At 47.2% G+C, this 13,401-nt stretch carries 12 protein-coding genes; 9 read left to right on the plus strand and 3 right to left on the minus strand.

Annotation, left to right across the window (positions count from 1 at the left end; genetic code table 11):
* The first annotated feature begins 171 nt into the window (after positions 1 to 171).
* Positions 172 to 939, plus strand: coding sequence for an IclR family transcriptional regulator (locus D515_RS11620; protein ID WP_002538680.1), 768 nt, complete (start codon positions 172 to 174; stop codon positions 937 to 939).
* 118 nt (positions 940 to 1,057) lie between these two features.
* On the opposite strand, the gene D515_RS11625 is transcribed toward D515_RS11620, so the two are convergent.
* A complete protein-coding gene (locus D515_RS11625) occupies positions 1,058 to 2,671 on the minus strand; it encodes a GMC family oxidoreductase (protein ID WP_002538683.1) in 1,614 nt (537 codons plus the stop codon).
* A 430-nt stretch (positions 2,672 to 3,101) separates the two neighbouring features.
* Here D515_RS11625 and D515_RS11635 point away from each other — a divergent pair, with 430 nt between their 5' ends.
* From D515_RS11635 to D515_RS11645, 3 genes are all read left to right on the plus strand, one after another.
* The gene (locus D515_RS11635) at positions 3,102 to 4,265 is read left to right on the plus strand and encodes a TRAP transporter substrate-binding protein (protein WP_039850025.1); all 1,164 of its coding nucleotides are present in this window, start codon (positions 3,102 to 3,104) and stop codon (positions 4,263 to 4,265) included.
* 90 nt (positions 4,266 to 4,355) lie between these two features.
* Positions 4,356 to 4,883, plus strand: coding sequence for a TRAP transporter small permease (locus tag D515_RS11640; RefSeq protein ID WP_039849983.1), 528 nt, complete (start codon positions 4,356 to 4,358; stop codon positions 4,881 to 4,883).
* 9 nt (positions 4,884 to 4,892) lie between these two features.
* Positions 4,893 to 6,182, plus strand: coding sequence for a TRAP transporter large permease (locus tag D515_RS11645; RefSeq protein ID WP_002538689.1), 1,290 nt, complete (start codon positions 4,893 to 4,895; stop codon positions 6,180 to 6,182).
* Between the two features lie 155 nt (positions 6,183 to 6,337).
* Here the strand turns inward: D515_RS11645 and D515_RS11650 are convergent, their stop codons facing one another.
* Positions 6,338 to 7,099, minus strand: coding sequence for an IclR family transcriptional regulator (locus D515_RS11650; RefSeq protein ID WP_002538690.1), 762 nt, complete (start codon positions 7,097 to 7,099; stop codon positions 6,338 to 6,340).
* A 139-nt stretch (positions 7,100 to 7,238) separates the two neighbouring features.
* On the opposite strand from D515_RS11650, the gene D515_RS11655 reads away from it, so the two are divergent.
* From D515_RS11655 to D515_RS11675, 5 genes are read left to right on the plus strand one after another with little or no spacing between them, the layout of a single operon-like run.
* Positions 7,239 to 8,192 (plus strand): tripartite tricarboxylate transporter substrate binding protein, encoded by a 954-nt coding sequence (locus D515_RS11655; protein WP_002538691.1) that lies wholly within the window; start codon positions 7,239 to 7,241, stop codon positions 8,190 to 8,192.
* Positions 8,193 to 8,237: 45 nt separating this feature from the next.
* Positions 8,238 to 8,693 carry a tripartite tricarboxylate transporter TctB family protein gene (locus D515_RS11660; RefSeq protein WP_239643971.1) on the plus strand — a complete coding sequence of 152 codons (456 nt, stop codon included), beginning with the start codon at positions 8,238 to 8,240 and terminating at the stop codon, positions 8,691 to 8,693.
* Positions 8,694 to 8,708: 15 nt separating this feature from the next.
* Complete coding sequence (locus tag D515_RS11665; protein WP_002538693.1) at positions 8,709 to 10,193, plus strand: tripartite tricarboxylate transporter permease; 1,485 nt, start codon at positions 8,709 to 8,711, stop codon at positions 10,191 to 10,193.
* Between the two features lie 2 nt (positions 10,194 to 10,195).
* On the plus strand, positions 10,196 to 11,776 hold the full coding sequence (locus tag D515_RS11670) for a gamma-glutamyltransferase family protein (RefSeq protein WP_002538694.1): 1,581 nt from the start codon (positions 10,196 to 10,198) through the stop codon (positions 11,774 to 11,776).
* Positions 11,777 to 11,798: 22 nt separating this feature from the next.
* A complete protein-coding gene (locus D515_RS11675) occupies positions 11,799 to 12,530 on the plus strand; it encodes a DUF599 domain-containing protein (RefSeq protein WP_002538695.1) in 732 nt (243 codons plus the stop codon).
* Between the two features lie 49 nt (positions 12,531 to 12,579).
* Here the strand turns inward: D515_RS11675 and D515_RS11680 are convergent, their stop codons facing one another.
* Entirely contained in the window at positions 12,580 to 13,383 is an 804-nt protein-coding gene (locus D515_RS11680; RefSeq protein WP_002538697.1) for an IclR family transcriptional regulator, read from the minus strand.
* Positions 13,384 to 13,401 lie beyond the last annotated feature (18 nt).

Below are 13,401 nucleotides of genomic sequence, written 5' to 3' on the forward strand. Positions count from 1 at the left end.
CCAATGCTGTATCTCCCGTCCAACATTGAAATTGAGTGGGTATTCAGGACTCAATGTCTCAATTATTAGCGTTGTGTTGGCGATTTTTGTGTCCAATTAATAAAATCAAGATAGTTTTATATTTCATTTCTCGCGTTCCTAAAAAGAACAAACAACAAACGGAGGGGCAGAATGAAGGAAACACAATCAACGCTTATTCGTGGCTTTCATATCCTTGAAAAAATTGTGAAGGCTGAAAAGCCACTTTCCAGTGTCTATCTTGCTGAAGAGTTAGATCTACCAAAACAAACCGTTCATCGTATCGCGCAACAACTGGAAGAGGATGGATTGTTGCAGCGTGAACCTGATGGAAAGCGTTTCACCGCTGGCACTCGTTTGTTAGATTTGGCCAGAGCCACTCTTAAAAATTCTTCTATCAATGCACATCGCTATACCATTCTGAAAGAGCTCTCTGACGAGATAGGTGAAACCTGTAACCTGACGATTTTGGATGGCTATGAAATTCTCTATCTGGAACGTGTTGAGACTAACTGGCCATATCGCATTCATTTGCCTGTCGGTGCGCATTACCCACTGCATTGCACAGCATCGGGTAAGCTGTTCCTCGCAGATATGAAGGCTGCAACGCGCAAACGACTGTTAAAAAGCATGAACCTGACTCGCGAGACGTCGCAAACCATCACGGATCTCACTCAGTTGGAAGCGCATTTGGCGAAGATAGCCGAAGATGGCGTGGGTGTGGATTCTGGTGAGTTTCTTGATGATATGGTGGCAATCGCGGTTCCCGTGATCAACAACGATAACCGCGTCGCTTTTACTGTCGCCGTTCATGCACCTTCTGCGCGTAAAACGACAGAAGAGTTAAGACAGTATTTGCCGCTACTTCGCCGTGCTGCCCAGCGTCTAGCTGTCGCGGAATTTGGTATAACTGACGATTGAGTAAAACTCGCTAATTTAGAGTCTGGTGAGCGAAAAGGGTAAACTGAAACCAAATAGCCAGCAGACTCTCCCCATTCTTGATGGCGAACACTTTCTTCGGCGCAGTCTGAACAGCCCGTTACTGCGCGAAACCATGGTCTTCCAGAATCATGTCAGAGGCCTTTTCTGCAATCATGATAGTGGGTGCATTTGTGTTACCTGATGCTATTTCCGGCATGATTGAAGCATCTACAACACGTAAGTTCTTAACGCCATAAACCTGCAATCTTGGGTTTACCACAGCCATCTCATCAACCCCCATTTTGCAGGTACTGGTTGGGTGATAAATGGTTTGGCTGTATTCTCTGGCTGCTGCCAACAACTCTTCATCTGATTGGAATTTTTCACCTGGCACATATTCGCTTAGCACATGCTCTGAAAGCGGAGGCGTACTCGCTATCTTTCTTGCGACTTTAATGGCATTGATAATCACAGTCTGGTCGCGCTCATCAGACAGATAGCAGGGCTGAATGGCTGGATGTTTTAGAGGATCTGTCGACGTGATTTTTACACTCCCGCGGCTATAAGGTCGAAGTTGACACACTGACGCAGTAAACGCTGAAAAGGGGTGTACGCCATCCCCGGGTTTGTCGGCGCTAAGCGGTTGCATGTGAAACTGAATGTCTGGACGCGATAAGCTTGGGTCGGACTGTGTGAAAATGGTGACTTGGCTTGCTGCCAGAGTGAGTGGACCTGTTCGGTTAAAGAGGTATTGCAGCGCCACCATCACTCGTTTCGTCAGACTATTCAATTCGTCATTGAGTGTGCGCTCACTGGTTTTAAAGACCAATCTCACCTGAAGATGGTCTTGCAGATTTTCACCCACACCAGGCAAGTCTTGAACAATCGCAATGCCCAGAGCGTTAAGCAGAGAAGCTGGACCGATTCCTGAAAGTTGAAGTAACTGTGGCGAGCCAATGGCACCGGCGCTCAGAATGACTTCCCGACTCGCCATAATTTGCTTTTTAGCACCCTCTTTGAGTACTTCAACGCCGGTGGCAGTTTTGTTCTCAAAGAGCACTTTTGATACATGGTGATTGGTGAGAATATTCAGGTTTTCTCTATGCTTAGCGGGGCGCAAGAAGGATTTTGCTGTACTCCAGCGGAAGCCTTTATATGCGGTTTGCTGGAAGTAACCGACACCTTCTTGGACTTCGCCATTACAGTCAGGGTTATAAGGTATACCCAGCGCGGTCGCGGCGTTGATGAAGTGATCGGCAATCGGGCGGCGTAAGCGCAAATCGCTGACTTTCTGCGGGCCATTTACACCGTGATACTCGTCGGAACCGCGTTCCTGATCTTCTGACTTTTTGAAGTAGGGAAGCACCTCCTGATACGACCACCCCTGGTTTCCGAGCGCTGCCCAATGATCATAATCTTCTGCTTGTCCGCGAACATACAACAGCCCATTCAGAGCACTGGAGCCTCCTAACACTTTTCCTCTTGGCCACTGCAATTGGCGAGAATTGATACCCGGATCAGGTTCTGTGAGATAGCACCAATCTGTTTTTGGGTTGTGCATGGTCTTGAAATACCCCACCGGTATATGCAACCAGGGATTGTTGTCCTTCCCCCCAGCTTCTATCAAAAGGACCCGGACCGATGGGTTTTTAGACAGACGATTGGCAAGAACACACCCGGCAGATCCAGCTCCAACAACAATAAAATCGTAATGATTTGAAGATAATCCCATCTTTTCCCTTCTCCCTGTTCACGAGTAACTGTCATGTATTCAAGGCGAGATGCTCCCGATCCAGCGCGAAATCGAAAATTCTCACACATTAAAATATGAGACTAGTTATCTCGATTTTTATAGTCAAGGCTTGAATTTTGATTTTTCTATGCCATAAATGGAATGTTCCGGTTCATTTTTTAACCATTCTTTAACATGGAGTGGTTGAAGCGTTACCAAAAACACGGAGCAAAAATTTTCCACTGAACGTTGGATTGCTTGAATTTCAGAGCGTGATGATTGAATGCAGAAGGCTCTGTTTGAGAACGCAAATGTGGGCATGCCAGCGTAAACGTTTGAGCGACAGCCAACACAAAGGAGTGCGAGCATGAGCAAAAATCGGGAAAAACTCACGCGGCGAGATTTTATGAAGGTGTCAGCCCATTTTGGGATGACCTCCACCCTTATCGCAGCAGGTAGTTTGGGAGCAGGTGCCACGGTATCTTCACTAGCACGAGCCGCCGAAAATACCCAAAAGGAACGCTATTCTGCGCCACCTAAATTTCAACTTAAATTTGGTGCGTCCGGGTTTAACGAGAAGAACCTCGATATTCAAAAGTCGGCGCAGCTTTTCTTTGCAAGAGATCTGGAGGAGCGGACAAACGGCGAAATTCGGGTTGAGTTCATTGGCAGCAATCAGATATGCGGGCAAACCAATTGTGTGAAGAAAACACAGCAGGGCATCATCGATATGTATTCTGCCTCAACCCAAAACTCAGCTGGCGGTGCGCCGTATCTCAATGTGTTGGATTACGCCTACATGTTCCCTTCCCGCGCATCTCAGTTTCATTTTTTCTACAGCAAGAAAAGCGAGCCCCTGTTTAGAGAGCCGTTGCGCCAGCGTCATAAAATGCAATTTCTGTTTACCCATTGCGAGCTGCGAGGTATCCAGCTTGGCTTGAAATGGAAAGACAAGCCTCTCGTCACGTCGATCGACCAGTTAGCGGGCACGAAAAACCGTGTAACGGGTACGCAATTGGGGCGTATCGCCATGCAGTTGATGAATCTCAACCCAGTACCGATTGCTTGGGAAGAAACCCTGGATGGTCTGAAACAAGGGCTTATCGATGGAGCAGAAACTTGGATGGGGGCGGTGGCTTATGCGGGTATGGCACCGGTGGTTTCGCAGTGTGTTGACCTGAAATTCTTCTCAGGGACTGAGCACACGGCCATGAGTCTACCGGTGTTTGATAAGTTGGGCTCCGATCTTCAGGATGATGTGATGGAGTCTGCGTATGTCGCTCAGATTTTCACACAAGGCATGAATGAGGCGGCACTGACTGACGTCATCGGTGCAACGAACCCGCCACGGGCGGGCACCATCTTCGCTGAAAACAATACCCGAGTTGCCACTTTGTCTGATGCTGAACTTCGTAAAGCAGAAGAAATGTGTTCGCCAGAGTTCAACCCAGAACCTTGGGAACAGTGGCGTGACCGTTTGAATAAGTGGTCCGGCGGACACGATACCTACCAAGAAATCTACGATATTGCGCGAGAAATTCCGCGCGACACTTCCGCTGTTAATGTGCCGCCACAACGCTGGTGGATGAGCTAAATAGGGTCGCACAGTGTCTGCTTACTGATGTGAAAACATATCCGCAAACAGGCCTGTGCGTGTCTTTACTTCAAACTCTGTGAGGTCAGCATGAAACCGCTACAAACCTTGCTCAAATGGTTAGATGAAAACACGGAAAAGGTCATCATCTTGATCACTTATTCAAGTATGGCTGGGATAATTTTTGTGGAGGTTGTTCGGCGGTTTCTGTTCAACCAACAAGTACCCTGGAGCACGACAGTGCCTGTACTGCTTTTCTTGTGGGTGACGTGGTTTGGTGCTTCATACAACATCAAAAAACGTACGCATCTAGCGTTAACCGAAATTCGTTCGCGACTCTCCTACAAACATCAATTTTACTGCTTGGTTTTGGATGCGGTGCTCTGGATTGCCTTCGCCATCATCGTGATCTATCACGCAACGAGTCAAACCTACATCGCTTATGACAATTTCGCCATTGTGGGTGGAACGGATGATGTCATGGAGTGGTGGTTTTACTTAGCTACGCCACTGGCTTGGGGGCTGATCGTCATTCGCGTGCTGCAGAATCTCGCTCAAGACATTAAGCAATATCAGCGTAAAGAGCCTTTCGTGCTCCAAGCATCACTACTGGATTAGGAGCAGGATATGGAAGACGGCACTCTCATTACGCTGATTTCTCTCGGTGTCACACTGCTATTTATCATCGGCGTTCCAATTTTTCTTGTGATTGGTTTTTGGGTTGTAGGATGTAGCCTCGTTATCGATTTTACCCTTGCCAATATTGGCGTGACCTTATTTGAAGGTTTGAACTTCTTTGGCTTACTGGCCTTGCCACTCTTCATCATGACAGGAGACTTAATCAATGCTGCCGGTATCGCCAAACGTATGTCTGATTTTGCCTATTCCATTTTAGGATGGGTGAGAGGGGGCTTGGGAATGGCCACCATTGGTGCGTGCGGAATGTTCGCCGCTATTTCCGGTTCCAATGCAGGGACGACTGCGACCATCGGTTCCATCATGCAGCCAGAGATGGCGAAGAATAACTATGATGAACGTTTTGCTGCTGCCACCGCTGCGGCGGGCGGCACAGTGGGCATCATTATTCCGCCAAGTATCATCTTCATTGTTTATGGCTTCCTGCTCGATCTTTCGATCAGCGATTTGTTCGTTGGTGGAATGTTACCTGGCTTACTCATGGTTATTGCAATGCAGTTGGCGTGCTACATCGTCTGTAAGAAGAATGGATGGGGTAACCTAATCAAGTTTGAGCCTAAGCGTATCTTTCAAACCGGTTTAAAAGCCTACCTCGGCTTAATTGCCATCGGAATCGTGATATACGGCATCTATTCCGGAGCCTTTTCTCCCACTGAAGCAGCCGGTGTCACGGTGGGTTTCTGTTTGATAGCGGGCGTGCTGATCACGCGACAAATCAAACTGCGCGAGTTGCCGAACATTTTACTGCGTTCCGGGCAAATTACGGGCATGCTGGCACCACTGATCGCGATATCCGTTGTGATGCAACAGTTGCTTTCCCTATTGGGTGCTGGTGAAGTGGTGCGTGGATGGATGTCTGCAATTGGTGACCCGACGTTTGTTTTGATTGCCTGCATGATGTTGGTGTTATTGGCCGGAACGGTGTTAGAAAGCCTGCCCAATACCATCATTCTTGCGCCTATTCTTGCGCCAATTGCTTACAGCGTGGGGGTGGATCCGATTCATTTCGCGGTAATCTTCTTGGTTGGTGATGCCATTGGGTTTATCACGCCACCTTATGGATTGAATTTGTATGTTGCCAGCGGGATCACGGGAATACCGTATTTCACCATTGTGAAATACGTAATGCCTTACCTGTTTGCACTGATGGTGGCATGGATGATCATCGCTTTCTGGCCGCCGCTTTCGACCTATCTTGTGCAGTTTTCAGCTGTGGGTTAGGGAGCCCGACCTTAAAATCTATTGCTGTGCTGACAAATAAAAACGGCGCTGTTATGTACCCAAACGACCTGAAGATGCTCGCATTCAGAGGTCGTTTGGGTATATAGCGCCGTTTTTACTTTTTACTGTTAATGGGGGCATTCATTCTCAATACGCTATCTTGAGGGAACCCTGATAAATGAAGCTACCTCCTGGATCTTAGGGAAAACCTCTTTGATTAAGCGATTTTCATCCCATTCGCTCGTTTTAAATATGGCGACAATACAGGCTATTATTTCTTTGTCGTAATTCAGTATGGGTACAGAAATGTTTATTTTTCCGTGACTTATCTCTTGATTGGTTATGCAATATCCATTTTGCTTAAACTTCTTCACTTCATTCTTAATGTCTTCTTCATTTGTCATTGTCAGCGGCGTGAATGGTCTTTTGACTTCCTTCTCCAAAATAGAGTCGACCTTATTATCATCAAAAGTGGAAAGGAATATTCTGCCTGAACTTGTACAGTAAATGGGGACAGTAAAGCCCGGATAATCGTTGGGATAGGCTTCGGTGATGCTTTGTAACGGAATGAGATAAACCACTTTTTCTTGATGGTAGACACTGACGCCAACGCGCGCATCCAGGTTCTGACGCAGATTGATAATGTGTGGGTTGATGGCGCTCACCAGATTGTTCTGACTAAGGTAACTACTTGCTGGAAGGAGCATTTTTAAGGAGAGCTCATATCGCTTTGAGGTTGGATTTTTCGTCAGGTATCCCAGCTCCTCAAGGGTATAGACATATCGTTGGACTGCGCTTTTCCCCATCCCCGTGACCTGAACAAGTTCGGTCAAACTCATGCTTTGCGTGGTCACATCAAAAGCTTCAATAATTTCAAAGGCTTTCTTAACTGAGCCAACAAATAAGCGATTCTCCATCCTCTAAATCCTCAGAAATAAGACATTAGAACGCAAGATCTGGTTTGCGATCGTAACCTGATCGTTATAGGGTTGTTAACGAAGTAACACAATACACAACAAAGTATTGCAATGCAATATTTATATGGAGGTAAATATCATGAAGTATCTATTCGCTACGCTTTTTGCTGTGCTTTCTATTGTCGCTAGCTTTACTCAAGCTGCTGAATGGCCGAAGAAAACAATCAAATTAACCGTTGGTTATGGAGCCGGTGGAACAACGGATACGGTGTCGCGCGTATTATCCACCGAACTTGAGAAAAGTCTTGGTAAGAAAGTTACCGTCATCAATAAGCCGGGAGGTGGCGGGTCTGTCGCGGCTGCGTTGTCGAAAGCGCAACGCCCTGACGGATATTCTATTTTTACACTGACGACAGGCGCGGCAGTACTCTCTCCCCATATGCAAAACCTGCCTTATGATCCGTTAAACGACTTTTCTTTCATCTCTCAAATTGCCCAATGGAACCTTGGAATAGTGGCCCCCAAGGATGCGCCGTACTCATCTATTCAAGAGCTTGTTGAATATGTGAAGCAACATCCGGGCGAAGTGAGTTACGCCATTGCTGGTGCCGGTACTCCACAACACCTTGCTATGGAGCGTCTCGCGCAACAAGAGTCGTTGAAATGGAAGGCGATCCCATTTAAAGGCGGTGCTGCAAGTGTTACGGCACTCTTGGGTGGGCATGTTGATTTGATGGCTGGAGCGACGGAGTGGCTGCCTCAAGTCCGTTCCGGTGAATTTAAACTCCTTTCAATCATCACAGACAAACGAATGGCTGAGTTCCCAAATGTGCCAACCTTGATTGATGCAGGTTACGACATCTCCGCGCCTTCTATTTTGGGTATTGCGGGTCCAAAAGGGATTCCCGATGAAGTGGTAGAGAAGCTTGCCAGCGCAATACAAGTTGCGACAGAAAGTGGGGACTTCAAGGAGATTATCGAAAAACTGGCTATGCAGGTGAACTATCTCGACGCGAAGAAATTCGAGAAGAACGTGACAGAGACGTTCCACAAGCAAGGCGAAATCATTCAGCTCTCTGGGCTAGGGAAATAGCCCAGTATTGAGAGCAGGAAGAGTAGAGCAGGAATTCAGGAAAGAATGATGAATCAAAAATCAAAGGACAGATTGTCAGCAGTGGTGCTTGCCATTATTGCTGTGTTTATAGGTGCCACATTAATACCAGGACAGGTTGAAGATACTCAATCTATCGCGTTGTCACCGAGATTCTTCCCATACTTTGGTTGTACGTTGGTTGGTATTGGCGCAGTTTTTCTGTTTATAAGCAGCTTTGATAAAGCCGCTGGTGAGCACGAAACTGCCGCTTCAAAGCAGAGTGTTGGGACATGGTTTCGACCTCTTCTTACTGTCCTTGTGATAGTTCTGTTTATCAGTGTGTTTGAAACATACGGCTTCATCCTTTCTGTATCAGCAATGATGTTTCTGCTCTTTCTCATCAATGGAGTACGACGACCAGCGACGCTAATCATCATACCGGCTCTGGTCACTCTCGCGCTCTATGCACTGTTTGTCATTGGACTGGGAATGTCCGTTTAAACCAAGGAGGGTGGTATGGAAGGCGAGATCCTTCAATCTGTTGTTTCAGTTTTTTCTGTACTTAATCTTGTCGCTATTTTTGTTGGTGTTGCATTTGGCATCTTTATGGGTGCAATCCCGGGGTTAACTGGCACCATGGGTATTGCATTGATTATTCCATTGACCTATGGATTTAGCCCTCTAACTGCGTTTTGTGTTTTGCTAGGGGCTTATAAGGGGTGTCTTTTCGGGGGGAGTATCCCTGCCATTCTTTTAAATACGCCAGGCTCTCCAGCAGCAGCGGCGACTGTTCTGGATGGCTATCCTTTGGCTCAAAAAGGACGAGGAAGCGAGGCGATGGGAATGGCGTTATGGGCGTCCGTTATTGCCGATGTTATTGCCACTGTCATATTGGTTTTGGGCGCTGTTTCCCTTGCCAAGCTGGCAACTAATTTTGGACCGCCGGAGTTCGCAACCCTAGTACTTTTTGCGCTTCTTGTTGTTGCTGGTGTATCGGGTAATTCACTTTCCAAAGGTCTAATTACCGCTTCACTCGGGTTTCTTTTTGGAACCGTCGGACTAGACCCGATGGTGGCCACCCCAAGATTCACTTTTGATAACGTCAATTTGATGAATGGTATTTCGCTGATGGCGATGTTGATCGGTTTATTCGCCGTTTCTGAGCTCCTGATCCAGGCAGAAAAGTTGGTTGAGAAACAGACAGCGAAACAAGCCAACAGCAAAGCCAGTTCATCTATTTCATGGTTTCAAATCAGGGGGAGCTTAAAGACCATCTGCAGAGGCTCATTCATTGGTGTTGTGCTGGGGGCGATACCCGGATTGGGAGCAACGCCCGCGGCGTTTCTGTCCTATTCCGAGGCAAAAAGGAAATCGGCGACACCCGAGAAATTTGGCCAAGGAGAGTTAGAGGGAGTCGCTGCCGCAGAGTCAGCGAACAATGCTACCTGCGGTGGTGCTTTGATTCCTCTGCTCGCATTAGGTGTGCCAGGAGATGTGACAACCGCTGTTCTGATGGGAGCCTTCCTGATACATGGCTTGGCGCCTGGTCCTGCGCTTTTTAGTGATGATATTTCGTTGATTTATTCACTGTTCGTCGTGCTTTTTATCGCATCACTGTTTCTACCTCTTGTTGGTAAGGTCGCGATAAAGCTGTTTTTTCAGATTACGAGAATACCCCAAAGTGTCTTGTTGCCCATCATTGCTGTGTTTTGTGTTGTTGGCGTTTATGGGTTCAACAACAGCACGGTCGATCTTTGGATTATGTTGGGGTTCGGCTTGCTGGGTTACGTCATGCGAAAGCTCGATTTTCCGCTTGCCCCAATGATGATTGGCTTTGTTCTTGAGCCAGTGGGTGAACAAGCAGTGCGTCAGGCGCTCACCCTGTCTGAAGGGAATTGGCTCATCTTCGTCTCTACACCACTTTCTGTGTTGTTTTTAGCTTTATCAGTCATATCTGCGGTGGTGATTTTCCGTCGTAATACGAATAAAAATGGAGTTTAACAGTGAGTTTGTCTCAATCATCCTCGTGGAATATCAAGAAGAAAGTTGTTCGTACGCACCGAGGTGTGGTGACGTCACAAAGCCGTATTGCGTCAGAAATTGGTGCTGAGGTTCTAAGAAAAGGCGGAAACGCAGTGGATGCGGCAATAGCAACATCGTTCGCCTTAGGCGTCGCGGAGCCCTGGATGAGCGGTATCGGTGGTGGCGGCTTTATGGTGATTCGTTTAGCTAAAACTGACGAAGTTAAGGTGATCAACTTCGGTATGAAGTCCCCTAAGAATCTTAACGTCGAAGATTATCCGCTGGTTGAAGGTTCAGCGACAGATTTGTTTCCTTGGACTCGCGTCCATGAAGACAGGAATGTGACGGGGGCGCTCGCGGTTGCCATTCCTGGCCAAGTGGCTGGAATGGGGTTGGCTGCTGAGCATTTTTCATCTCTTCCCTGGAAAGCACTCATTGAGCCTTCCATAGACCTTGCTAAGAAAGGGCTGGTCGTTGACTGGTATGCACAGTTAGTTATTTCTTCCGTCGCCAAAGATCTGGTGCCGTTTAAAGCGTCTGCGGAGACGTTTTTGGATTCTGGTCTTTTCCCTAAATCTTCAGCGTGGACGTCTCATTCATCAAACGTCTGCGATCAGTCACGTCTGGCTAAAACGCTGGAAACCATAGCGGAAGAAGGCCATCAAAGTTTTTACCGCGGGGAGTTAGCAAGAACTATTGTCAATGAACTCGCTGCAGCAGGGGGCCGGCATAGTTTGGAAGACTTTGAAAGTTACACAGCCACTCTGCAGACTGCGGATAAATACAGTTATCGCGGCCATACCATATTTGGTACGCCATCAATGACTGCCGGTCCAACCTTAAAACGCACTTTTTCACTGATGGAGAATTGGCAGCCAGAGGGCAATTCTCCTGACTCAAAAGCCTACCAGGTCTACGACACTGCAATTAGGTTAGCCAACGAAGAGCGCTACCGCTTTATGGGAGATGAACGTAAGGAAGTAGCACCTAGTTGCACGACACATTTTAACGTTGTTGATTCTGAGGGAAATTGCGTATCGGTGACGCAGACACTGCTTTCCATTTTTGGCTCCAAGTTGATGTTGGGAGACAGTGGCATTCTTATGAACAATGGGATCATGTGGTTTGATCCGGAACCTAATAAGCCAAACTCGCTCGCTGCGGACAAAAAATGCCTGGCGAATATGTGTCCCACCATTCTCAAACGCAACGATGGTCACTGTTTCGCGTTAGGCGCATCGGGTGGACGTAAGATCATGCCTGCTGTAGCGCAACTTTCCTCGTTTATCTTGGATTACAAGATGGATATAGAGAAAGCGATGTGTATGCCAAGGATAGATACCAGTCTCAATGAGCTCACGATTGTGGATGACACAATGGATGAAAACCTCATTGAAGATTTAAGGGGAACAATACAACAGGTCAAATTAGCCCCGAGGACGATATATCCGTTTAACTTCGCTTGCCCAAGCATCATTTCGAGTCAGGTTGTAGGTGGCCAACTTGAGAATGCTGGCATCACAGAGGTGATGTCAGCCTGGTCAGATGCGATCAAAGAATGAAAGGCGTGATGGGTGGCAGAGGATGAGTGAATTCTTACTAAAGCTAAACGACGGAGATTTGGTTGCATTTGTTGTTCTCTTTTTGTCTCTATTTCTTTATGAGCCTATAAGTAAGGCGATATTTGGGAAGAATATTTCCAGCCAAATGATGTTGTGGAGAAAAGCGTGGGCAACCCAGATGCTCTGGCGCCATGAGAGAATTACGGATGTCAGTTTGGTGCGAGGATTGATTCACAATGTGTCTTTCTTCGCTACAACGACCGTTTTTGTTATTAGCGGCTTAGTTGCGCTGTTAGGTGCAAGCCACTCAATCACCGAAAAGTTAAACTCTTTTTCTTACTTGAATGGCACGACAGAGGAGGCAGTGGTTTTAAAAATAACGAGTTTGTTAATTATCATGGTGATTGCGTTTTTTGAATTTGCGTGGTCTATGGGTTTACACGCGAACTCTTTGCTTATGCTGGGGTCAGCGCCAGAGCCTAGTGAAAAGGATTCAAAAGCGACGAGCCTCGTTGTCAACAAACTCTCCGAAATGAGCGTGCTGGCCTCTTACCACTTTCAATATGGTGTGCGAGCTTATTACTTTGGAATATCCTCACTGGCTTGGATTATCCATCCTTATGTTTTCTATGCTGTTTTCCTGATTGTTATTCTTATTATTTTGAGAAGAGAGTTCTTTTCAAGAGCTTTCGATATCACGTCAATGGAAGACATCGAATGGCCAACCTCAGACTCCTCAACGGGGAGTCGTTAGGATCGGCAAGTAGTTGGAATATTCGTATTTTTGGTGTGTACCAGTAGCATCAAGAATCTTCACCCCAGCTTTCTTCTTCTATCTTCGCAAACGCGAGAGATGCCCTTTGCAGTGCAGGGAGGAAATGTAAGGCTTGGTCGGCTTTGAGTCGCATGATAGGTGCCTGAATGGCGACAGCGAGATTGGATTTTCCGCGCTTGGATGGCACAAGAACCGCGACACACAACAATCCGGGTAGGAACTCTTCGTTGTCGATGGCGTAACCGCAGGCACGGACGTTTTCCAGTTCTTCCTCCAACGAAGCCAGGTCAGTGATCGTTTTCTCAGTGAAGGCGGTCATCTCAGAGTTACCAAGCAGCCTGCGGCGCTGGGAAGGGGTCATATTTGCCAGAAACAGTTTACCTGTTGCTGAGCAGTGAACGGGGACTCGGGAACCAGGGTGTAAATGGAAACGCAATGGAGCTTCAGTTTCAACGCGGTCTACGTAAATGACCTCACCGCCGGACAGGGATGTCAGGTTACAGCTTTCACCCACTTCATCTCTTAATTGGCTCAACAGGTTGTGTCGTGCGCTGTGCGTGGTGGAGTTGAGCAAGACATTCTCTGCCATATGACGCAGTCTTGCGCCTTTGCCATAGTGTCTGTCGTCACCGTCGCGCTGGATGATACCCGCACTTTCCAGCTGTTGAAGCATTCTATGCAGTGAAGGCTTGGGGATGTTGGTTTCTTCGGTGAGATCTTGTAGCGAGAAAAATTCGTCTTTTTTAGCGATAAGTTCCAGCAATGAAAATAGACGTAATGTTGGCGTGTCGCCGTCCACAACAGCCAGATCAGATTTGTTCTTCGTTTTCATGGTTCTCCCTTATTCCAT

The organism is Grimontia indica, assembly GCF_000333895.2.
Classification (GTDB): domain Bacteria; phylum Pseudomonadota; class Gammaproteobacteria; order Enterobacterales; family Vibrionaceae; genus Enterovibrio; species Enterovibrio indicus.